This is a genomic window from Brevibacillus humidisoli (assembly GCF_020923435.1).
Lineage (GTDB): Bacteria > Bacillota > Bacilli > Brevibacillales > Brevibacillaceae > Brevibacillus_E > Brevibacillus_E humidisoli.
The window spans coordinates 2,083,385-2,105,757 of sequence record NZ_CP087263.1 but is presented as its reverse complement, the minus strand read 5'-3'; the positions used below and the strand labels follow the sequence as shown (position 1 = coordinate 2,105,757).

Annotated in this window: 21 protein-coding genes; 20 read left to right on the top strand and 1 reads right to left on the bottom strand. The window is 50.7% G+C overall.

Annotated features, from left to right (window positions below):
* Window positions 1-45: 45 nt before the first annotated feature.
* From fur to LOK74_RS10340, 19 genes are all read left to right on the top strand, one after another.
* Window positions 46-507, top strand: a complete 462-nt coding sequence (fur, locus tag LOK74_RS10430) for a ferric iron uptake transcriptional regulator (protein ID WP_230046567.1) — start codon at window positions 46-48, stop codon at window positions 505-507.
* A gap of 94 nt (window positions 508-601) precedes the next feature.
* On the top strand, window positions 602-1,732 hold the full coding sequence (ald, locus tag LOK74_RS10425; protein ID WP_230046566.1) for an alanine dehydrogenase: 1,131 nt from the start codon (window positions 602-604) through the stop codon (window positions 1,730-1,732).
* A 64-nt stretch (window positions 1,733-1,796) separates the two neighbouring features.
* Complete coding sequence (locus LOK74_RS10420; protein ID WP_230046565.1) at window positions 1,797-2,036, top strand: DUF4227 family protein; 240 nt, start codon at window positions 1,797-1,799, stop codon at window positions 2,034-2,036.
* Between the two features lie 114 nt (window positions 2,037-2,150).
* The gene (gene xerD, locus LOK74_RS10415) at window positions 2,151-3,038 is read left to right on the top strand and encodes a site-specific tyrosine recombinase XerD (RefSeq protein ID WP_230046564.1); all 888 of its coding nucleotides are present in this window, start codon (window positions 2,151-2,153) and stop codon (window positions 3,036-3,038) included.
* A gap of 66 nt (window positions 3,039-3,104) precedes the next feature.
* Window positions 3,105-4,280, top strand: coding sequence for a phosphopentomutase (gene deoB / locus LOK74_RS10410; RefSeq protein WP_230046563.1), 1,176 nt, complete (start codon window positions 3,105-3,107; stop codon window positions 4,278-4,280).
* Between the two features lie 29 nt (window positions 4,281-4,309).
* Window positions 4,310-5,119: a purine-nucleoside phosphorylase gene (locus LOK74_RS10405; RefSeq protein ID WP_230046562.1), complete on the top strand. Its 810-nt coding sequence runs from the start codon at window positions 4,310-4,312 to the stop codon at window positions 5,117-5,119.
* A 12-nt stretch (window positions 5,120-5,131) separates the two neighbouring features.
* Window positions 5,132-5,953: a purine-nucleoside phosphorylase gene (locus LOK74_RS10400; RefSeq protein WP_230046561.1), complete on the top strand. Its 822-nt coding sequence runs from the start codon at window positions 5,132-5,134 to the stop codon at window positions 5,951-5,953.
* Window positions 5,954-5,957: 4 nt separating this feature from the next.
* Complete coding sequence (locus LOK74_RS10395) at window positions 5,958-7,268, top strand: pyrimidine-nucleoside phosphorylase (protein WP_230046560.1); 1,311 nt, start codon at window positions 5,958-5,960, stop codon at window positions 7,266-7,268.
* Between the two features lie 589 nt (window positions 7,269-7,857).
* Complete coding sequence (locus LOK74_RS10390; protein WP_230046559.1) at window positions 7,858-8,328, top strand: Lrp/AsnC family transcriptional regulator; 471 nt, start codon at window positions 7,858-7,860, stop codon at window positions 8,326-8,328.
* Window positions 8,329-8,417: 89 nt separating this feature from the next.
* On the top strand, window positions 8,418-10,082 hold the full coding sequence (locus LOK74_RS10385) for a peptide ABC transporter substrate-binding protein (protein ID WP_277613434.1): 1,665 nt from the start codon (window positions 8,418-8,420) through the stop codon (window positions 10,080-10,082).
* A gap of 244 nt (window positions 10,083-10,326) precedes the next feature.
* Window positions 10,327-11,259 carry an ABC transporter permease gene (locus tag LOK74_RS10380; protein ID WP_230046557.1) on the top strand — a complete coding sequence of 311 codons (933 nt, stop codon included), beginning with the start codon at window positions 10,327-10,329 and terminating at the stop codon, window positions 11,257-11,259.
* Between the two features lie 7 nt (window positions 11,260-11,266).
* Entirely contained in the window at window positions 11,267-12,181 is a 915-nt protein-coding gene (locus tag LOK74_RS10375; RefSeq protein WP_230046556.1) for an ABC transporter permease, read from the top strand.
* 11 nt (window positions 12,182-12,192) lie between these two features.
* On the top strand, window positions 12,193-13,188 hold the full coding sequence (locus tag LOK74_RS10370) for an ABC transporter ATP-binding protein (RefSeq protein WP_230046555.1): 996 nt from the start codon (window positions 12,193-12,195) through the stop codon (window positions 13,186-13,188).
* A gap of 15 nt (window positions 13,189-13,203) precedes the next feature.
* Window positions 13,204-14,163 carry an ABC transporter ATP-binding protein gene (locus tag LOK74_RS10365; protein ID WP_230046554.1) on the top strand — a complete coding sequence of 320 codons (960 nt, stop codon included), beginning with the start codon at window positions 13,204-13,206 and terminating at the stop codon, window positions 14,161-14,163.
* Between the two features lie 417 nt (window positions 14,164-14,580).
* Complete coding sequence (locus tag LOK74_RS10360) at window positions 14,581-15,396, top strand: HesA/MoeB/ThiF family protein (protein WP_230046553.1); 816 nt, start codon at window positions 14,581-14,583, stop codon at window positions 15,394-15,396.
* A gap of 24 nt (window positions 15,397-15,420) precedes the next feature.
* Complete coding sequence (locus tag LOK74_RS10355) at window positions 15,421-15,759, top strand: hypothetical protein (RefSeq protein ID WP_230046552.1); 339 nt, start codon at window positions 15,421-15,423, stop codon at window positions 15,757-15,759.
* A gap of 17 nt (window positions 15,760-15,776) precedes the next feature.
* A complete protein-coding gene (locus LOK74_RS10350) occupies window positions 15,777-15,947 on the top strand; it encodes a hypothetical protein (RefSeq protein ID WP_230046551.1) in 171 nt (56 codons plus the stop codon).
* Window positions 15,948-16,038: 91 nt separating this feature from the next.
* Window positions 16,039-16,860, top strand: a complete 822-nt coding sequence (locus LOK74_RS10345) for a hypothetical protein (RefSeq protein WP_230046550.1) — start codon at window positions 16,039-16,041, stop codon at window positions 16,858-16,860.
* 267 nt (window positions 16,861-17,127) lie between these two features.
* Window positions 17,128-19,230: a methyl-accepting chemotaxis protein gene (locus LOK74_RS10340; protein WP_230046549.1), complete on the top strand. Its 2,103-nt coding sequence runs from the start codon at window positions 17,128-17,130 to the stop codon at window positions 19,228-19,230.
* 92 nt (window positions 19,231-19,322) lie between these two features.
* On the opposite strand, the gene LOK74_RS10335 is transcribed toward LOK74_RS10340, so the two are convergent.
* Window positions 19,323-20,891 carry an IS1182 family transposase gene (locus LOK74_RS10335; RefSeq protein WP_230042947.1) on the bottom strand — a complete coding sequence of 523 codons (1,569 nt, stop codon included), beginning with the start codon at window positions 20,889-20,891 and terminating at the stop codon, window positions 19,323-19,325.
* A gap of 196 nt (window positions 20,892-21,087) precedes the next feature.
* On the opposite strand from LOK74_RS10335, the gene LOK74_RS10330 reads away from it, so the two are divergent.
* Window positions 21,088-22,266, top strand: coding sequence for a D-alanyl-D-alanine carboxypeptidase family protein (locus tag LOK74_RS10330; protein WP_230046548.1), 1,179 nt, complete (start codon window positions 21,088-21,090; stop codon window positions 22,264-22,266).
* Window positions 22,267-22,373 lie beyond the last annotated feature (107 nt).

The window sequence follows — 22,373 nt, the reverse complement described above, 5'->3', positions numbered from 1 at the left end:
TCTATAATAGGAACAGGTTTCATGCGCACGGGGAGGGGCATTTTTATGGAAGATAAAATAGAAAAAATTAAACAGCAGCTGCATTCCCGTAACTATAAGCTGACACCGCAGCGGGAGGCCACGGTTCGCGTATTGCTCGAGCACGAAGAAGACCATCTGAGTGCGGAAGACGTCTACATGCTGGTGAAAGAGAAAGCCCCTGAGATCGGCCTTGCTACGGTTTACCGTACGTTGGAACTGTTGAGTGAACTGCGCGTCATCCATAAAATGAACTTTGGAGACGGTGTAGCCCGTTACGATCTCCGTGACGACAACGCCGAGCGCCATCACCATCACTTGATCTGTATGAACTGCGGAACGGTGGATGAAATCTTTGAAGATTTGCTTGGCGGGGCAGAAGATAGGGTGCGAAACGCATACAACTTTTCCATATTGGATCACCGGCTCAATTTTTATGGCATTTGCCACCGTTGCATCGACAAAGTGAATCTCGACGACTTCAAGTAACCGCTTCTCTCTTTACGAGAGAAGTTTTTGTTTGCAAACTGTCCCTCTGAGACATGATAAGAACGTACATCATGTCATAGGAGGCAGAGACGAGATGATCATTGGGGTTCCGAAAGAAATCAAAAATAATGAGAACAGGGTGGGACTTACACCCGCTGGTGTCGTTGCCTATAGCCAGGCTGGTCACGATGTGCTGGTTGAGACAGAGGCCGGGCTGGCAAGCGGATTTTCCGATGAGGAATATCAGCGGGCGGGAGCGCAAATCGTTTCCGATGCGGCTGAAGTGTGGGGGCGGGCCGAGATGATTTGCAAAGTGAAGGAGCCGCTGCCGGAAGAATATGAACGGTTCCGTGACAATCAGATCTTGTTTACCTATCTCCATCTCGCAGCCGCACCGGAGTTGACGCACGCACTGATAGAGAAAAAAGTAGTTGCGATCGCTTACGAAACCGTCCAGTCAAAGGACGGTTCTCTGCCGCTGCTCACCCCGATGAGCGAAGTAGCTGGACGGATGTCGGTACAAGTCGGGGCACAGTTTTTGGAGAAACCGCACGGCGGCAAGGGCATTCTGCTGGGCGGGGTTCCCGGAGTACTGCCAGGGCGGGTCGTGATCATCGGCGGGGGCGTTGTCGGCACCAATGCAGCCAAGATGGCGATGGGGTTAGGAGCGGAAGTAACCCTGCTGGACATCGACGCTGATCGGTTGCGCGAGTTGGACGACCTGTTCCACGGTCGAATCCGCACCCTGATGTCCAACCCCCATCATATCGCCGAGATGGTAAAAGAGGCCGATCTGCTGATTGGTGCCGTTCTCGTGACGGGTGCTCGCGCTCCCCGGCTCGTCACCGAGGAGATGGTGAAACAAATGCTGCCAGGTTCGGTTATCGTTGATGTCGCGATTGATCAGGGGGGATCGATCGAGACGATAGACCGGATCACCACCCACAGTGATCCCGTCTACATCAAACACGGAGTCGTTCACTATGCGGTCGCCAATATGCCTGGCGCAGTGCCACGCACGTCCACGTTTGCACTGTCCAATGTGACCGTTCCGTACGGGCTGCAGTTGGCAACCAAGGGATATGAACGAGCTATTCGCGAAAACAAGGAACTGGCACGCGGTGTCAACGTAATTGACGGACGGGTCGTATACGAAGCCGTCGCCACTTCTCTCAATCTGCCCTATACTCCTCTGAGTGACGTTCTTGCCGGTGTACCGGTTTGACATGACGTCCACAGAGAGCGCATAGACTTGAGCATAGGGCTTGTTTCACGAATGGGGGATATCGATGGGCGGCAGATTTCGACGAATCATGGACGTCGTTCGCTTCTTTCTCGTGTTTGTGACCTGTTCACTGTTGGGCTATGGAATCGTCACGTTTCTGTCGGAAAACTTTTTGCCGGCAAACCCGTATCGTGAACCGCAGGGCAATGCTGTCAAAGTGGTTCGTTTGCTGCAGGAGAATAGCTCGACTGATCTCGATTGGTATCTGGAGCGCCTGCAGCTGTTTTATCTGGTAGGAGAATAGGGACAGTGCTCGGTAGTAAAGGCCACAGTCCACGGTGACTCGTGCAAAAAGAGGAATTTGGGAACAGGTGTGGAATGCAATAGTGAAATCCACCCAATTGAAGGAGAGCACCCGATGGACTTGCTGATCGACAACTTTACCCACTTTCTAGCAGTCGAAAAAGGGTTGGCTGCCAATACGCTTGAATCGTACCAGCGCGATTTGGTGATGTATGTATCGTATCTGCGTGATCAGGGGATTGAGCAAATTGAGCAGACAAGCCGAGCCCACATCGTTGGCTATCTGATGATGCTGCAGGAAAAAGGACGGGCTACGGCGACGTTGTCCCGCAACATGGCTTCGATTCGCGCTTTTTATCAGTTTTTGGTGCGCGATAAGTATCTGGACAAAGATCCCTCCATTCACCTGGAGACCCCCAAGATTGAAAAACGGCTGCCAAAAGTGTTAACCATCGACGAGGTAGAGCGCCTGCTCGAAGGACCGCCCCTTCATCATCCGGCCGGCATCCGTGACAAGGCGATGCTGGAACTGCTCTATGCGACAGGTATTCGAGTGTCTGAACTGGTCAATCTGAACCTGGGCGATGTCAATCTTGAGATGGGATTTCTCAAGTGTATGGGAAAAGGCTCAAAAGAGCGGATTATACCACTTGGCAAAATTGCGATTGAAATCGTCCGCCAATACATGGAAACCGGCCGTCCCCGTCTGTTCAAGGGAAAGACGGAGACGGCCCTCTTTCTCAACCATTTGGGCAAACGGATCAGCAGACAAGGCTTCTGGAAAATCATCAAAAAATACGCGCAGCAGGCCAACATACGGACTGAAATCACGCCGCATACACTGCGTCATTCGTTTGCTACACACCTGCTGGAGAATGGGGCCGACCTGCGCTCCGTACAGGAAATGCTCGGTCATGCCGACATCTCCACTACTCAGATCTATACGCACGTGACACGTACGCGGATCAAGGATGTGTATGCCAAAACGCATCCGAGAGCATAATCTCTTTTTCAGACTGTTGGCAGACGTCAGTCAAACAAACAAACATACATACATAGGAGGGATACGATGCCGCGTTTTCGTCGTGTTTTTTTAATCGTACTGGACAGTGTCGGAATTGGCGCACTGCCCGATGCTGCCGCATTTGGCGATGAAGGTGCGCATACGCTGGGCCACATCGCCCAACGAGTAGAATCTTTTGCCCTGCCCCATCTGGCATCGTTGGGGCTCGGCAACATTGAGCCACTGCGCAATGTGCCCCCTACAGAGCACCCAAAAGCGCACTGGGGGAAAATGAAGGAAATTTCCGTCGGCAAGGATACAACGACCGGCCACTGGGAAATAATGGGACTTCATGTGTCCAAGCCGTTTCGCACCTATCCGGATGGCTTTCCCGATGCCTTGATCCGATTGCTGGAAGAAAAGACGGGGCGCAAGGTGGTAGGGAACAAAGTGGCATCCGGGACAGAGATCATTGAGGAACTGGGCGAGCACCAGATGAAAACGGGTGATTTGATCGTCTATACGTCGGCTGACAGTGTGCTGCAGATTGCGGCGCACGAAGAGGTGATTGGGCTCGACGAGTTGTATCGGATTTGTGAGATCGCCCGTGAACTTACGTTGCGCGATGAGTTTGCTGTCACCAGAGTGATCGCCAGACCTTACCTCGGCCAGCCCGGTTCGTTTACCCGCACGGCCAACCGACATGATTATTCCGTCAAACCGTTTGGGCCAACCGTGATGAATCGGTTGCAAGATGCCAACTACGACTCGATTGCGATCGGCAAGATAGCTGACATATATGCGAACGAAGGGGTTACCCGTGAGATGCGGACTGATGACAACATGGATGGAGTCGATCAACTGCTGAAGACGATGAGAGAGAGCTTTGAAGGGCTCAGCTTTGTCAATCTCGTCGACTTTGATGCAAAGTACGGCCATCGGCGCGATCCGGAAGGATACGGACGGGCGCTGATGGAATTCGACGCGCGCGTCCCGGAACTGCTCGCAGCTCTTGAAGAAGACGATCTGTTGATCATTACGGCCGACCATGGTAATGATCCCGTACACCATGGAACGGACCATACCCGGGAGTATGTGCCGCTGCTGGTCTACGCCAACAACACGGGGCAGGCCAGTCAGCTTGGAGTGCGCGAGACATTTGCCGATATAGGCGCTACGATTGCCGACAACTTCGGTGTAACTATGCCGGAGATTGGCACGAGCTTTTTAAACGAGATATGAATCAATCTTGAGAGAAGGAGAGGAAAGCGATGAATGCAATCGAACAGGCAAAAACGTTCATAGAAAGCAAGATAAACGCACAGCCGGAGATTGGTCTGGTGCTCGGGTCGGGACTTGGTGTGCTGGCAGATGAAGTGGAAGAGGCCGTCCGGATTCCTTACGAGGAGATTCCCCATTTTACCAAGTCGACGGTAGAAGGGCATAAAGGACAATTGGTGATTGGGAAGCTCCGCGGCAAGACGGTGGTGGCGATGCAGGGTCGCTTCCACTATTACGAGGGGCACAGTCTCGACGCTGTTACCTTCCCGATCCGCGTGATGAAGGCGATTGGGGTGAACAAGATTGTCGTGACCAATGCAGCTGGCGGCATCAACTTTGATTACCGGCCAGGCGATTTGATGTTGATCACCGATCATATCAATTTTACCTTCCGCAATCCGTTGATCGGTCCCAATGACGATACGTTGGGTGTCCGCTTCCCGGATATGTCAGAGGCGTACTCCAAACGACTGCGCGCTCTTGCCAAGGAGTCAGCTGCAGCATTGAACATCCCCTTGCAGGAGGGAGTATACGTCGGTCTGCTTGGGCCCAGTTACGAGACGCCTGCTGAGATTCGGATGTTGCGTACGCTGGGTGGTGATGCAGTAGGGATGTCAACCGTACCGGAAGTTATTGTCGCCCGTCACGCCGGTATCGAAGTACTCGGGATCTCTTGCATCAGCAATGTGGCAGCAGGGATTTTGGAGCAGCCCTTGTCTCATGAAGAAGTGATGGAGACGACGGAGCGGGTGAAGGAGAAGTTTCTCTCGCTCGTACAGGATATTGTTGGCAGGATGTAGGAGGACGCCACGATGACCAATCGATTGCAGCAGATCCGCGAGACGGCAGCATACATATCTGCCAAGATGCAGCTGAAACCACGTGCAGGGCTGATCTTGGGTTCTGGACTTGGCGTATTAGCCGATGAGATTGACAACCCTGTCACGATCCCGTTTGGAGAGATTCCGCACTTCCCTGCCTCCACAGTGGCCGGACATGCAGGAAAACTGGTGATGGGGATGCTCTCGGGCACTCCGGTTATTGCGATGCAGGGCCGCTTTCACTATTACGAAGGGCACAGCATGCAAACCGTGATCTTCCCTGTCTACGTGATGAGGGAACTGGGTGTTGAGACCCTGATCGTCACTAACGCCTGCGGCGGCATGAACCGCTCCTTTGCTCCGGGGGATTTGATGATCATCACCGACCACATCAACATGATGGGTGACAATCCGTTGATCGGTCCCAATCTAGACGAGTTCGGGCCTCGTTTCCCCGACATGTCCAGCGCCTACACACCGGAGTTAGTGTCACTGGCAGAGGAGAAGGCCGAGCAAGCAGGGATCGTCATCCACAAAGGCGTATGCTGCGGTGCGAGCGGTCCCACCTATCTGACACCGTCCGAGCTAGCGATGCTGGCACGGCTCGGCGGCGACGCCATCGGGATGTCGACCGTCCCTGAAGTGATCGCAGCCAGTCACTGCGGGCTTAAAGTGCTAGGGATCTCCTGCGTGACAGATATGGCAATCGGCGAAGAATTAGAGCCGCTGACGCATGAGCAGGTGGTAGCGGTGGCCAACCGTACCCGTCCTCGCTTCATCGCCTTGATGAGAGCGATCATACAGGAGGTGTAGCCGGATGAACATGGTGGACTTGATCGCCAAGAAGCGAGACGGTGGTGTCTATGCACCAGAAGAGATTGCCTTCATCATTCGTGGATACACGGATGGGTCGATTCCCGACTACCAGATGTCAGCCTGGGCGATGGCCGTTTTCTTCCAGGGCATGACCCCGCAGGAAACGGCAGAACTTACCCTGCAGATGGCCGAGTCTGGTGAACAGCTCGATTTGTCGCCGATTCCTGGCTGCAAAGTTGACAAGCACAGTACGGGAGGGGTAGGGGATAAAACGACGCTGATCGTCGCCCCGCTGGTGGCGGCGGCCGGCATTCCTGTTGCCAAGATGTCGGGCCGCGGGCTTGGTTTTTCCGGCGGGACGATTGACAAGCTGGAATCGTTCCCCGGTTTTCAGGTGGAACTTAGCCGTGATCAATTTTTTCAGCAGGTAAGAGACGCCGGCTTGGCTATCATCGGCCAGTCCGGGAACCTGACCCCTGCTGACAAAAAGCTGTATGCCCTACGGGACGTGACAGCGACGGTGGAAGCTGTTCCGTTGATCGCCAGTTCGATCATGTCAAAAAAAATTGCGGCGGGAGCAGACGCCATTTTACTCGATGTGAAGGTAGGCCGAGGTGCATTTATGAAAACATTGGACCAGGCTAACGAATTGGCTCAGGCAATGGTGCAGATCGGTCATAATGTAGGGCGGCAGACAGTTGCCGTGATCAGTGACATGAATCAGCCGCTCGGATTTGCAGTCGGAAACGCACTGGAAGTGAAGGAGGCAATTGCCGTGCTCTCCGGTCAGGGGCCGCGAGATGTGGAAGATCTCGCTCTCACAATAGGAGCGCATATGCTGTTGCTGGCCGGCCAAGAGACGGAGTTGGAAGCCGCCTATCAACGTTTGCAAACCATGCTGCAGAACGGCAAAGCACTCGCCAAGCTAGCGGAGATGGTACAGGCACAGGGAGGCGATCCGGCATTTGTTTACGAGCCGGATCGTCTGCCACAGGCAGCCTATACACGGCAGCTACTTGCTTCCCGCTCCGGTTATCTATCCCAAATGGATGCAGAAAAAATAGGGCAGGCAGCAGTATTACTAGGTGCAGGAAGAGTAACCAAAGAGACCCCTATTGATTTAACTGTCGGGATATTGTTGAATAATAAAGTAGGAGATGCAGTGGAAAAAGGCGGAGTACTGGCTGAAATCCATGCAAATGACCTTGGAAAAGCGGAACAAGCGATTAAGAAAATAGAATCAGCTCTGGAAATCGTTGATCAATCAAGTAGTACACAGAGATTGATCTATGACGTTGTGAGTGCTTCGTAATAGGAACAGGGAGAAAGCTCATAGCTCTCTCCCTGATTTCCATGCGATTCCTGACCCAATCTTACTTCCTAAGTTTTTGCATAGAATTTCTCTCATCGACGATCAAATCACTTGTAGGGTGAGCACAGTTGGACGTGAAGGGAGAGACGTATGCTTCCAGCGTGGAAAAGCTGTCGCGGGAACACCGGGGACAAAATTCCCTAACCAGTTTTCCCTTTAGCAACGAGCGGAACCCGATCTTTTTCAAAGGGACGACAGGGATTTCACAATGAGTGCAATACTTCATAGAGCCCACCTCCACATGTATATTTACAGTTTATTCTAAATAGACTGAATTGAATAGTAGCAGCTTGAATGGATTGGGCTGCATTTGCAAAAAAATATTTATTGTTAGGATTCAGTTTATAATTTTTTATTTTTTAGCCCGCCAAATTTCGTTGACACCGTTATCAAATCAGTATATTTTAAATTTGACAGCTAAATTGTTAAGGAATTTTACGTTTTTCGTAAAAAATGCGCAAGCTATATTCCCATATCGAAATCAGTCATCTATCTGCTGCATGCTTAGACACAACGGAGTGGTTTGGGATTGAAGAAGACAATCGATCAGGTAGACAAGCAAATTCTGCAGATCCTGCGGCAGGACGGACGGACTGCTTACACGGAAATTGCGCATCAGTTGGGGATCAGCGAGGGAACGGTACGATCGCGAATTACCCGGTTGCTGCAGGAGGGTGTATTTGGTTTTAGTATTCATACCGATCCCAGCAAGTTGGGCCTGCATGTACAGACCATTGTCGGGCTTACCACCAAGCTCGGGCTCCAGCAAAACGTTGCAGAAGAGTTGTGCAAACTGCCGGAGGTGTATTTTGTTGGAGCTTTTAGCGGCAAGCACGACCTGATTATCCAAGCCTGCTTCCAGGACAACGAAGAGTTAATTACCTTCGTCAACGAACGTCTCTCACAGATTGAGGGTATCCTTGCTGCCGACGTGTCACTTGAGTTAAAGCGGTATAAGGATTCAATCTCCTTTGTTCGTCACGACGAGGTGGTCATATAACGAAAGGGGTTGATGCCTCTCTTGACAGCAGGCATTGGTTCGCTTTTTGTAAGTTCAGAAAATAAACAAAAGTAATGGGGGTTGTAACGTTGAAAAAAAGTGTGTTTGCATTGGTAAGTTCCGTTCTGGTTCTTGGTACGGCTCTAGCGGGTTGCGGAGGCGGCGATCAGTCCGCGTCGCAAGGCAACAACAGCGGCGGTGACACCACGCAACAAGAACAACCAGCTGCTGGTGAAAGCGATAAGCCTCAGGTTTTGCGGGCCAACCTTCACTCCGAACCGCCGACCGCTGACCCAGGACTTGCGGAAGACTCTACTTCCGGTGCCATCGTGCGGGCTACGTTTGACGGTTTGACTCGTCTCGACGAGAATGGAGTTCCCCAACCGTCTGTTGCCGAAAAGATTGAGAAGTCGGAGGACCTGAAGACATACACCTTTACCATTCGTGATGGTGCTACTTGGAGCAACGGCGACCCGGTAACAGCACACGATTTCGAATACGCATGGAAACGGGCACTCGACCCGGCGACTGCTTCCAACTATGCATACCAGCTCTACTACATCAAAAACGGTGAGAAGTTCAACAAGGGTGAGGAGGGTGTAACCGCTGACCAGGTCGGCGTCAAAGCGCTGGACGACAAGACCCTGCAGGTTGAACTGGAAAACCCGACACCTTACTTCCTGGAACTGACCGCATTCTACACCTACTATCCGGTCAACAAAAAAGTAGTTGAAGCCAATCCGAAATGGGCTGCCGAAGCGGCAACGCACGTAGGGAACGGTCCATTCAAGTTGGAGACCTGGGAACATAAGAGCAAGCTGGTCCTGGTGAAGAACGACAGCTACTGGGACAAAGAGAACGTGAAGCTGGACCGCATCGAATTCGCGATGATCGAGGATCTGAGCACCGAGCTGTCCATGTATGAAAACGGTGAGTTGGATTGGGCCGGTGAACCGACAGGCGACCTTCCGCTGGATGCCATCCCGGCGCTGCGCGATGAAGGCAGACTGACCACCCAGCCGATCGCCGGTACCTACTGGTACAAGTTTAATACGGAAAAAGAACCGTTCAACAACGTGAAGGTCCGCAAAGCTTTTGCCTATGCGATCAACCGTCAAATGATCGTAGACAACGTAACGCAAGCGGGTGAAATCCCAGCAATGGGTGCGGTACCTCCGTCGATGAACCTGAACACGGAACCGTTCTTCAAGGACAACGACGTAGAAACAGCCAAGAAGCTGCTTGAAGAGGGTATGCAAGAGTTGGGCATTTCCGAACTGCCGCCGATAACGCTCTCGTACAACACCCACGACGGGCACAAAAAGATTGCGGAAGCGATCCAAGACCAGTGGAAGAAAGCGCTTGGCGTAGATGTTACCCTGAAAAACACCGAGTGGAAAGTGTATATCGAGGATCTGCATGAAGGGAACTATCAAATCGGCCGGATGGGCTGGTTGGGTGACTTCAACGATCCCATCAACTTCCTTGAGCTGTTTAAAGACAAATACGGCGGTAACAACGATACGCGCTGGGAGCATCCGAAGTTCAAGGAACTGCTGAACAAATCCGCGGTTGAGACCGATCCGGAAGCGCGCAAAAAGCTATTGGCTGAAGCCGAGCAGATCTTTATGGAAGAAATGCCTGTTGCACCGATCTACTTCTATACCATGTCCTGGGTGAAAGACGAAGATGTAAAAGGCGTTCTCGTCGGCGGACTTGGCAACGTAGATTACAAGTGGGCTTATATCGAATAGGAAAACACCCATTGGAATAAACGCGTGTAACTAGATCCACGCAAGGTTCTGCAAGTTAAGGTATATGGGTCACCATATACCTTAACTTTTGCAGACCGTTCAAAAAATAGAGAGAGAAAACAGGAGAGCATCGCTCCGGATGGGGTTATTCCACAATCGATTTTTGCACTGTGGGGGCGCACTCACCCGGCAGTGTGAAAATGGGAAGTGAAAGCAGCTAATCCACATGAGGGGGTAAGTCACATTGATTCGCTATATCGGCAAGCGCATTGTATACATGATCGTTGCGCTGTTTCTCATCGTCACCGCCACGTTCTGGCTGATGCAGGCTGTGCCAGGCGGACCGTTCACCGCAGAGAGACAGGTACCACCAGAGATTGAGGCGGCACTAAACAAGTACTATGGTTTGGATAAACCGCTCTATGAGCAATACGTTGAATATTTGGGCCGGGTCGTTACCTGGGATCTGGGGCCATCTTTTAAAGAGAAATCATCCACTGTTAATCAGATCATTGAACGCGGCTTTCCCGTTTCCTTGCATCTGGGCTTGCAATCTCTCGCCATTGCGATCTTCGGTGGAATCACCCTCGGCGTGATTGCAGCTTTGCGACACAACAAATGGCAGGACTATTCAGCGATGGTGATTGCCGTGTTGGGGCTGTCCGTACCCAACTTTATTCTCGCCTCTTTTTACCAATATATCTTTTCGATCAAATTAGGCTGGTTTCCGATCGCTCAGTGGGAAGGGTTTGAGTATACGGTACTACCCTCATTTGCGTTGGCAGCACTGCCACTGGCCTTTATCGCTCGGTTGACCCGTTCCAACATGATTGAGGTGATGAGCCAGGACTACATCAAGACGGCCAAGGCGAAGGGACTAAGTACCTTTACAACTACTGTCAAGCATGCGATTCGCAATGCCTTGCTGCCGGTTATCACCTACCTGGGCCCGCTCAGCGCCAATATTCTCACCGGTTCGTTTGTCGTAGAACGGATCTTCGGTGTTCCTGGCTTGGGACGTGAGTTTGTGATCTCGATCAGCAACCGTGACTATACGGTGATCATGGGAACGACTGTCTTTTACGCTATCATTCTCGTGGTTCTCGTACTGTTGGTCGACCTGGCGTATACGTTAGTCGATCCTCGGATTAAACTGGCCGGCGGCGGAAAGGAGTAGGATAGCGATGCAACTGACAAAAGAACATTTCCAGCCCATCTCTGTAGATCTTCACGAGGCCGAACAAATCAAGCGTCCGTCCCTTTCCTTTTGGGCAGATGCGTGGCGCCGACTGAAAAAGAATAAGGTAGCGATGGCCTCGTTGGTCTTTCTGATCCTGCTGATGCTTTGTGCCATTCTCGTACCGTTTTTCAGCTCCCACGATTATTATACGACTGAATTAACCAATAAGAACAAAGCGCCGTCTGCTGAACACTGGTTTGGCACCGACGATCTGGGACGTGACGTGTTCGTCCGTATCTGGCATGGGGCCCGGATCTCGCTGGAGGTAGGATTTGCCGCCGGGATCATAGATTTGATCATCGGGGTGATCTGGGGCGGTATTGCTGGGTTCTTCGGAGGACGAGTCGACGAGTACATGATGCGTTTTGCCGATATTTTGTACGCTGTACCGTACCTCCTGGTCGTTATCCTGTTGCTGGTTGTGCTCTCACCTGGGGTGGGGACAATCATTATCGCCTTGACCATTACCGGTTGGATCGGGATGGCTCGGATCGTGCGTGGTCAAGTTCTACAGTTAAAAGCCCAGGAATTCGTACTGGCGGCTCGTTCACTGGGGGCGGACAATGCACGGATTATCTTCAAACACCTGATTCCAAACGCACTGGGCCCGATTCTGGTTACGCTCAGTCTGACCGTACCGCAGGCGATTTTCACGGAGTCCTTCCTTTCTTTCCTCGGTCTTGGTGTTTCCGCACCGGTCGCATCATGGGGAACGATGGCTTCCGAGGGATTATCTGCGATGCGCTACTACCCGTGGCGTTTGCTGTTCCCGGCTATATTCATCAGTATCACCATGCTGGCATTTAACTTGTTAGGTGACGGTATACGCGACGCCGTAGATCCAAAACTGCGGAAATAGGGGGGAGCATAATGGAGCGCATACTCGAAGTAAACGATCTGCACGTATCTTTTCACACCTATGCCGGTGAAGTAAAAGCTGTTCGCGGCGTAAACTTTCACGTGAATAAAGGGGAGGCAGTGGCGATTGTCGGCGAGTCCGGCTGTGGGAAGTCGGTGACCGCACAATCATTGATGAAGCTGATCCCGATGCCTCCAGGTGAAATCAAATCAGGGGAAATCCTCTTTCAAGGGCAGGACATAGTCAAAAAATCGAACAAGGACATGGAAGAAATTCGCGGAAAAGATATCGGCATGATCTTCCAGGATCCGATGACATCCCTTAATCCAACGATGACGGTAGGAAACCAGATCGTTGAAGGCTTGATCAAGCACCAGAAAATGAGTAGATCGGCAGCTCGCAGCCGCGCTGTTGAACTGCTTGAGATGGTTGGGATTCCTCAGCCGGATAAACGGATCGATCAGTACCCTCACCAATTTTCCGGTGGAATGCGTCAGCGTGCGATGATCGCGATCTCGCTCGCCTGCTCACCCAAGCTGTTGATCGCCGACGAGCCGACGACAGCACTTGACGTGACCATTCAGGCGCAGATCCTTGAACTGATGAAAGACTTGCAGCAGAAAATGGATACCTCCATTATCTTGATTACCCACGATTTGGGGGTTGTTGCCGAGGTTTGTGACCGGGTCATCGTCATGTATGCCGGGAAAGTGATTGAAACTGGAACGGTTGACGATATTTTCTACAACCCGCAGCATCCCTATACAAAAGGGCTGCTTCGTTCAGTTCCGCGCCTCGACCTGAACAAGGACGAACCGCTTACCCCGATCTTCGGTACGCCGCCGGACCTGTTGAGACCGCCGGTGGGCTGCGGATTCACTGCCCGCTGCGAGTCAGCGATGAAGGTGTGCCAGGAGATCGATCCCGAACTAGGTGAGGTAAGCAAAACACAAAAGACGGCTTGTTGGCTGCAGCATCCGCTCGCACAAAGCCGAGTTGGTTCTTAGGAAGGAGGGGCAACTTTGTCAAATCAAGAAGCGTTGTTACAGGTTCGCAACCTGAAGAAATACTTTCAAGTAGGCGACCATACGTTAAAGGCGGTCAATGACATCACCTTTGATATCAAGCGTGGCGAAACGCTGGGGATCGTAGGTGAATCAGGCTGCGGAAAGTCGACGGCAGGCAGAACCATTCTGCGTCTGTATGAGCCGACAGCAGGCGAAGTAATATTTGACGGCAAAAACATCAATCAGCTGAATGCACAGGAAATGAAGGCGATGCGGCGCAGCATGCAGATGATCTTCCAAGACCCGTACGCATCCCTTAACCCGCGGATGACCGTTGGCGACATCATCGGAGAGGCATTGGACATCCACGGCTTGGCAACAGGCCAAAAACGGAAAGAGCGGATTCAAGAACTGCTTTCGCTCGTCAGCCTAAACCCTGAGCACATGAACCGGTTCCCTCATGAATTCTCCGGGGGACAGCGTCAGCGGATCGGGATTGCCCGTGCCTTGGCGGTAGAGCCGAAGTTTATTGTCTGTGACGAGCCGATCTCGGCACTTGATGTGTCGGTGCAGGCGCAGGTAGTCAATCTGTTGGAACAACTTCAGGAAAAAATGGGCTTGACCTACATGTTTATTGCCCATGACCTGTCAATGGTGAAATACATCTCCGACCGTGTCGGCGTGATGTACTTGGGGAAAATGGTGGAGATTGCTGAGAGCGACAAGTTGTACGACAAACCGCTCCACCCTTATACACAAGCCCTCCTGTCAGCGATTCCGATCCCGGATCCGGAGATTGAGCGGAAGCGGGAGCGGATTGTCCTGGAAGGTGATGTCCCTAGCCCGATGAACCCGCCGAGCGGCTGTCATTTCCGGACTCGCTGTCCGAAAGCAATGCCGGAGTGTGCGGAGATCGAACCAGTGTGGAAAGAGGTAGAGCCAGGACACTATGCGGCTTGTCATCTGTACAGTTAGTCCATGTTGAAATCGTACACACGATTAGGTAGTTGTCGACTGTCTACTAGATAGTGACCGTGTAGGACAAAAAAAGCAGGAATTGTTTCTATAGCCTGGGGATCGGTATGATAAAGTACCGATTTTCAGGCTCTTTTTTTCCTTGGAGCAAAACAAAAAATCTTAAATCAAAAAAATATTATTGACAGGCACAGGATTGTCTTTATAATAAAAATTGTAATAAAATACAAAATATTTTGTGAGTTTAGAATTTATGAAAATTAAGGCAAAAAAAGTGGAAAGTGTTCGCACGACGGTTTTCACGTCCAACGTTTAAACACCTCAGATGAATCACGTTCAGGTTTTTGACACGAAGAGATGACGGCATGGTCTTATGCCGTCTCTCTTCTTACTTCATTTTTGGGGGAGGAGAGGCGAGTGGCGGTAGATTTGTATCCCAAATTTAAAGCGATTCACCCCATTTACCGGTTTGACGATCGTTCGCTTCGTCTGGGCGATGTTCCCGGGATTGCGGTTGATGTAGAAGATGAAATAGGATTTGTAAGCGAACTGACAAAAATGTTGGATGGAAGTCGATCGGTGGAAGTGATTCACAACGAGCTGTTGTTGAAGTATCGGGAGTTAGACTTGGAAGATGTTCAGGAGGCTATTGATGAATTAAATACTCTTGGGTTTATCGAGAATGAATCGTTCGGCACCCAAAATAGCTTGACAGATCGGCAACGGGAGAGATATAAAGCCAACGTTCGCTATTTCTCTTTTTTTACCGATGCACACTACAGTCCGTACGCCGTACAGGAAAAGCTTTTGCAAACAAGGGTCACTGTCCTTGGCATGGGAGCGTTTGGCTCCAGTATTCTGGTTAATTTGACCGGGCTGGGATTTGGCCATATCCGGATTTTGGATTTTGATACAGTAGAGTTGAGTAATTTAAACCGGCAGTTCATGTTTAAAGAGGGTGATATAGGACGCAAAAAGATAGAGGTTGCTCAAACCTTCGTCAATGAGTTCAATTCTGACCTTGCGATTGAGACGCTTTCTGTCCAATTGAGATCGGTAGACGAGATTCGTACAGCGATACAAGGGAGCGATCTTGTCTTGCTAGCCGCTGATCAACCATTTGTCATTCTGCAGCGTATGGTCAACCAGGCGTGTGTAGAGCTGGGTATTCCCTTGATCGGGGGAGGCATCAATCTGACAGAGGGAATGGTATACACCATCATTCCCGGGTAGACCGGTTGTGTCGATTGCCTGCATTTGCACCGCAGCAGGGAAGAGAGCTATCCTCGCTTTTTATCAGAAGTGATGGAATCCAATTATCGCCACCCCACCGCCGCTGTCTGTCCCAATGTGATGATCACAACCGGTATGATCGCAGCAGAAGCGATGAATCTGATAACGGGGATTGCAGAGGTTCAGTCTCTGAATAAAATCATCTCGATTCGTTTACATACCTTTGAGAAGAATACAGTCATCGAATGGGGAAGGAATGAAGCCGATTGCCCGACATGCGGGAGGGGGACGGGTGAACACCGTATCTTTCAAGTACTGGGGCAATATGATACGGGCATTCCCGAATTCGTTCGTAGAGGATAGAGAAAGGAGTGCTGACCGTGCAGGTATCGGAAGACAGCATCCTCATCATGCACGAGTTGCAGTCTAGAGAGGAGAACGAGGAGGAAATCTTAATTGGCCGACCCGATGTGAGCAACTACATTGTACCCCGACTATCGGAGTACAGATTATTCATCTGCTTGATCAGGGAAAGACGGTCGCCGAAGTGAAACAAATCGTCGAAGAAAAACTCGTATCTCGTTTGGTCTATATCTCATCCTATTTCTCTCCGCTGTCTTGCTTTGTCTGCTGCAGCCAGGGTTGATTCCACAGCATGCCGATCTGTTTTTCTCCCCTTCCCTGTCCATATCCCTGATTGTTGCTTTTGCCACAGGTTGGGTGCTGGTCTTTTTACACGAATTGGCTCACTTGATGGCCGCTCGTTCCCTCGGAGTGGGCAGTCGCATCGGACTCAGCCATCGGCTTGTTTTTGCCGTTGCTGAAACAAACATGTCCAATATCGTGCTGCTTCCCCCTGCAAAACGATACCGGGCCTACTTCGCGGGGATGGCATGGGATGTGACTTTTTTGTCCCTTGGAATCTGGGTTCTGTTTGCACACGATGTAGGGTGGCTTTCGGTCCCCATCGAGGTCGTTGCCTTCTTGCAGATGGTGAATCTGATCATCATCATGTCGCTCGTTTTTCAATTCATGTTTTTTATGGAGACCGACATATATTACGTTTTTACTACACTGTTCCGCTGTCAGAACTTGCTCGCCAACACAAGGCTTTATTTGCGCAGGTTTTTCTTTAGACTCTCGGACGATGAGCTAGCCATGTGGGAGTATGTAACCGATCATGAAAAAAAGGTGATTCAATGGTACGGTTGGTTTTATCTTTTTGGCTTGGGATGGACGGTTTGGTTCTTTTACGCGTTTCAACTTCAAATCGCCATCGACTTCATCGTCAGAATTGTAGGCAACATATATCATCAATCCATTTTCTCGTGGGCGTTTGTGGATGGCATGCTGCTGATCCTGCTCACGCTTGTGCCATTTATCATTGTAGTGTCGTACGTATCAAGAGCGGAAGCGGCTGCAGCGGGTTACCGAACGTTCGGCCTCTTAGTCGATCCAACATAAAAAAACAGCAGCAAAAAAGCAAGGAAGACCAAGAAAGCAATGATGTGAGATTGATGAACAACGACAGAGGGGATCCCTTCTCATTAGGGAACCCGTCTTATTTTTTATGGTCTTTTCTAAGTAACCTCTGTTCAAGCTACTGCAAATGAAAAAGGATACAAGGGAATGATCCAGAAGACCTGATGGAAAATTGGTTCAAAAGAAGGATTTTTACGGGAAAAAGAGAATTTATTATTGGATCCGGCATGTATGAAAGGGGGCTTCATGATGACCACGACGAAAAAAAGAGAGTTCCTTGGTCCTAGTCAAAAAGGGTGGAGTCGGCTGTTGGGGAGCAAAGAGAAGAAGCAATGGTCAAACGAAGATGGCAAACCGGAGCAGATGAAGCAAATGAACGGTTCGCTTGCCAGAAAGATGGTTGGGTTTGGAATTGTTCTTGTCATCCTTATTATGGTATTATCTCAATTCATTGCCTTGACGTATTCCAAAGAAACGTTGATGAGCATAACCTCCAGACAGGCTAAAATGTTGGCAGAGCAGCACAGTGCCAGCACGGAAGAATGGTTGCAAGGATTGATCAACTCGACGAAAGCGACGGCATCCAAACGGGTGATGACCACCGATTTGGAGACGTTGATTCTGGAGCAGTTCCGTCTCTTGGCGCAAAGCCATCCAGAGGTGATCAAGGTATTCCTGTTGAACGGAACGACAGGCCAACAGTTGTTTTCGCTGACAGGCAAAATCGATGAGAACTTTGTCGACAAACAGTACGTTAAACAGGCTGTGCAAACCAAAGCGACATACATATCAGATGAAGAAATTGTCCCCGGTGCGGAGCGAAGCGTCCTCTACATCGCAGCTCCAATCGGTGATCAAAATAGTGACCCGAGTCGTGTTCTCGTTGTCGGCTTCTCCATTCAGCAGCTTATCGATAAAGTATCCGCGATTCCATTCATGGAGCAGGGATACGCCTACATGGTCAATGGAAATGGCTTGGTGATCGCACATCGTGACACCAAACACAACAACACGCTGGAACTGCACAAAGATCCTGCTTATCAGGAAATGTTGGAACGGATGAAACAGCAGCAAAGCAGCAGTTTGATCTATGACCGAAACGGTGATTCTTCCTTTGCTGCATTTGCGCCAATCCCTTCCATTGGCTGGAACATCGTGCTTACCACCTCCGTTGATGAGATTTACGGTGAAGTGGATCATATGGGGCAGTTTTTCCTGCTGATCAGTATTCCGATCATCTTGCTGGCTGCACTTTGCATTTGGTGGTTTGCACGGCGCATTCGCCGCTCCCTTCATCAGATCGCCCAGGACATGCAGCGCATCGGCAGTGGAGACTTCAATATACAGGTAGATGTGCGCGGAAACGATGAATTGGCACTGCTTGGCCAAACGATGAACCGGATGGTAGGGGAACTACGCGGTTTGATCTCTTTGGTACAGGGGCAAGCCTCTCATCTAAACGAAGCGGCAGAGGATCTCCATGTGTTCGCCCAATCAAACCGGCAGGCTGTTGATCAGATCTCCGACAATATTGGTGTGATTTCGGAGAGGGTCGGTCAGCAGACGAAAGAGGTCCAGTCAGCAGCTGCCACCGTGACAGAGATCTCACAGGGCGTCGAACAGGTGGCGATTGCAGCCGAGTCTACTTCAACGGCGACCACTCGTACATTTGAACGTGCACAGAGCGGAGTCACCCTGGTACAAGAAGTAATCGACAAAGTGAGGAACGTAACTACGGAAGTGGAGCAGACGACAAAACGGATGCACAGCCTCCGCGACCGAGCCAAGGAGATCACCAGCATCGTGGAGATGATTACGACGATCGCATCCCAGACGAATTTGCTTGCGCTCAATGCTGCAATCGAAGCGGCACGCGCGGGAGAAGCGGGGAGAGGTTTTTCCGTAGCGGCCAGCGAGGTACGCAAGCTGGCGGAGGAAAGCAGTGCCTTTTCAGAAAAAATTGCCAACATCGCCCACTCGATTAACGAAGAAGCTACTGATATGAGCGGCAACATGGACCAAGTCGTACAAATGGTTGGCGACGGACTGAACGCAGTCGAAACAGTAGGGGAGTCTTTCCAGCACATTCTCCGGGAGATTCAGTCAGCTGCCGAACAGAGTGAAGCGATGACGGCTACCTCGGAGGAAATGGCGGCGGGCAATCAGGTGGTCATCTCCTCCATGCAGCGACTCTCTGCCATGTCAGATGAAATCAACGGCTCCATCGGTGGCGTAGTGGGGACGATCGATCAGCAGCTTGACTCGATTGCCCAGATGACGGAAAACGTAGAGAATCTGAAGAAACTAGCCGACGATCTAGCCAAACAAGTGAAACGGTTCGTCATCTCGTAAGGACTAACGAGGGTGTCCCAAAAGTAAACTTAGGAACGACCTCATCAGAAAAAAAATTAGATAAGTCTCGGAAGAAACAAAAAACAAAGGAGCTAAGCGACCTGTTCTCGCTTAGCTCCTTGTCTTTGGGCGTCCACTGCAGCCTTCTTGAGCAAATTGTGGGCAAGGGAAAGCCACCCGACCTCCAGACTTACTTTCGGTAAGCCTCGAAGCAGGAACCTTTTGAACCCTCGATTGTTCTTCATAGCACCAAACACGGGCTCCGGCTCAATCATGCGCCTCACTGCCAGGGCATACCCTTCTTCGCTGCGGAGCTTCTGCTTTGCTTGGTTCTTTAGCCGCAAATACTTCATGCTGACTTTGACTTCGCGATTGCCTTGGGCTTTCGTACACTGAGACTTCAACGGACAGTCCTCGCAACCGGCGCTTCTGTAATGACGGTACACGATTTCGTATCCACTTTCCGTTTTCTCCTTGCTCTCTCTTCGGAAATGGAGGGTTTGCCCCGCTGCGCATGTCCACGTATCTTGCTCACTGTTATACGTCCAGTTGTCGATCTTGCTGATGTCCCTTTGCCATGCCTTGCTTTTTTCGCGGTGATACGTGCTGTATTTGACGATGGCTTCGACTTCGTTTTGTTCGAGATAGTCATAATTCTCTTCGCCGCCATAACCCGCATCTGCGATGACGCTTCTCGGTAGCTTTCCGATCTGCGCCTTTACTTTTTCAAGATGAGGGATAAAGCAGCGCGTATCGGTCGGCCGCTGATGCACACTGTAGCCGACAATGAATTGATTTTCGGTGCCAATCTGCACATTGTAGCCAGGTTTGAGCTGGCCGTTTCGCATGTGGTCTTCCTTCATTCGCATAAAGGTAGCGTCAGGGTCCGTTTTGCTGTAACTATTTCGAGTGCCTAGTATCTTCTCATGTGTTTCATACTTTTGGAGGCGAGGAAGCAGGTCTTTGCGGATGGTGCGAACCGCCTTCTTTAGTGGCTTGTCTTTTGGCTTCTCCTGCAGGCGTTCCTCCAATTGCTTGACGGCATGCTCCAGCTTTTCACTTGTGAGGGTAGAGGACTCGCCCAGCTCGCGAAGATCTTGGCCCCCGTGCGCTCCTTCTTCTTGCTTTTCGGCTTCCTCAATGGTGGCAAACAAGGTCTTCACTTTCTCCTGGAGCTTGGCTTTGTGCTTGACGACAGCCTTTCCCCAAACAAACGTATACCGATTCGCATTGGCTTCGATCTTGGTACCGTCCACAAAGTAATGCTCCAGCTGCACGTAATTCTCCTCGACCAAGAATTGAAGAATGGCGGTAAACACAGTCTCCAGTACGGGTTTCATTCGTTCCGAGCGAAAGCGGTTGATGGTGCGGAAGTCCGGACGTTGTCTGCCTGCGATCCACATGAACATTATGTTTTCACGGACGGCCTTGGCAATCTGGCGAGAAGAGTAGATGCGCTGGGTGTAGGCATAGATGATGATTTTGGTGAGCATCTTGGGGTGATAGCTGTCTCGTCCGCCTCCGGGGTAAGCCGCGTCAAAGATGGCGTCGTCGAGACGATTGACAGCGGCGTTGACCACACGAACGAGATGATTGGCGGGAATGTCCTCTTCTACATCCATTGGTAAACAAAGTTGATCCATGGTATATTGAATGTACAAAGAAACCACTCCTTTTGTATGTGTTGGGTCGCACTTACATTTTACCAAAGGATGGTTTCTTTTTGTTTTTCTAGATTGAAAAAAAAGGGGGATCCCTCAGCCATTATTCATGGCTTTTGGGACACCCTCTTTTTTGTGAATATTTTCCTCTATCCTTGGAGAGAATAAGAGCATGAAATGGAGGGAAGAGAGCGTCATGAAAAGCAGATATCGCAGTCTGGTTTGTACCATCCTTTGTTTCGTCTTTTTTTCCTCGCCAGTCCTGGCTGCATCGGAAGCAGCTCCTGAGTTGAATATGGCGCCAAAGGCCACCTCAGCCATTCTGATGGAGATGGATTCAGGAACCGTTCTGTACGAAAAAAACAGTCACCAAAAACTGCCTCCAGCCAGCATCACCAAGGTTATGACCCTGCTGTTGATCATGGAAGCGATTGACCGCGGAGAGTTGAAGTTGACGGATACCGTGCGAACCAGTGAACGCGCTGCTTCCATGGGTGGCTCGCAGATCTTCCTGCAAGCTGGTGAAACGATGACCGTAGAAGATATGATCAAAGGAATCGCGGTCGCGTCCGGCAATGATGCTTCCGTAGCAATGGCTGAGCACATCGGCGGAACAGAAGAAGCGTTTGTCGCCAAGATGAACCAGCGGGCCAAGCAGTTGGGGATGAAAAACACCCATTTTGTCAACTCGAACGGACTGCCCGCTCCCGACCACTACTCAACCGCCCACGACATCGCGATCATGTCGCGAGAACTGCTGAAATACGAACTGATCACCAAGTATACGGGAATCTATCAGGATTACCTTCGCAAGGAAAGCAACAATCCATTCTGGTTGGTCAATACCAATCGACTGGTACGTTTTTATGAGGGGGTAGACGGTTTAAAAACGGGCTACACCTCACAAGCCAAATACTGCCTGTCCGCTACGGCGAAACGGAACAACATGCGGGTGATTGCCGTGGTGCTTGGCGAACCGGACACCAAAACACGCAACAGTGAAGTAACCGCCATGTTCAACTACGCCTTTAATCATTACCAAGTGTACCCTATCTACAAAAAAGGGGAACCCGTAAAGCAGCTTTCGGTCGATAAAGGACGAGAACCGCTAGTCAATGCGGTCACCTCGCAAGATGTGAGTCTGCTTACCAAACGCGGCGAAAAACCGGAGATGTTTACACGGGAAGTGGTGGTCAAGTCATTTGTCCAGGCTCCTTTGAAAAAGGAAGAGGTGATCGGTCATATATTCATCAAAAAGGATGGAGTCGAGGTTGCCCGTATCGATCTGCATCCGGAAAAAACGATACAGCAAGCAAGCCTGTGGGAGATTCTCAAGCGAACATCCAAGCAAATCTTGATCCACTATCACTCCTGACAATCTACGCAAAGAATCGAGATGTCCCGGAATCGACATGGCTTCTCGATTTTTTTGTTCTTTTGTCGACTGGGAGGAATTGCCTGCTGGTGCGGAGAAAAGAGAGT

What these genes read in the sequence shown, in the direction of transcription:
- deoB (WP_230046563.1), top strand. Translation starts at nt 3,105, where the DNA reads ATGCCGCGTTTTCGTCGTGTTTTTTTAATCGTACTGGACAGTGTCGGA.
- LOK74_RS10395 (WP_230046560.1), top strand. Translation starts at nt 5,958, where the DNA reads ATGAACATGGTGGACTTGATCGCCAAGAAGCGAGACGGTGGTGTCTAT.
- ald (WP_230046566.1), top strand. Translation starts at nt 602, where the DNA reads ATGATCATTGGGGTTCCGAAAGAAATCAAAAATAATGAGAACAGGGTG.
- fur (WP_230046567.1), top strand. Translation starts at nt 46, where the DNA reads ATGGAAGATAAAATAGAAAAAATTAAACAGCAGCTGCATTCCCGTAAC.
- LOK74_RS10405 (WP_230046562.1), top strand. Translation starts at nt 4,310, where the DNA reads ATGAATGCAATCGAACAGGCAAAAACGTTCATAGAAAGCAAGATAAAC.
- LOK74_RS10370 (WP_230046555.1), top strand. Translation starts at nt 12,193, where the DNA reads ATGGAGCGCATACTCGAAGTAAACGATCTGCACGTATCTTTTCACACC.
- LOK74_RS10330 (WP_230046548.1), top strand. Translation starts at nt 21,088, where the DNA reads ATGAAAAGCAGATATCGCAGTCTGGTTTGTACCATCCTTTGTTTCGTC.
- LOK74_RS10375 (WP_230046556.1), top strand. Translation starts at nt 11,267, where the DNA reads ATGCAACTGACAAAAGAACATTTCCAGCCCATCTCTGTAGATCTTCAC.
- xerD (WP_230046564.1), top strand. Translation starts at nt 2,151, where the DNA reads ATGGACTTGCTGATCGACAACTTTACCCACTTTCTAGCAGTCGAAAAA.
- LOK74_RS10420 (WP_230046565.1), top strand. Translation starts at nt 1,797, where the DNA reads ATGGGCGGCAGATTTCGACGAATCATGGACGTCGTTCGCTTCTTTCTC.
- LOK74_RS10400 (WP_230046561.1), top strand. Translation starts at nt 5,132, where the DNA reads ATGACCAATCGATTGCAGCAGATCCGCGAGACGGCAGCATACATATCT.
- LOK74_RS10340 (WP_230046549.1), top strand. Translation starts at nt 17,128, where the DNA reads ATGACCACGACGAAAAAAAGAGAGTTCCTTGGTCCTAGTCAAAAAGGG.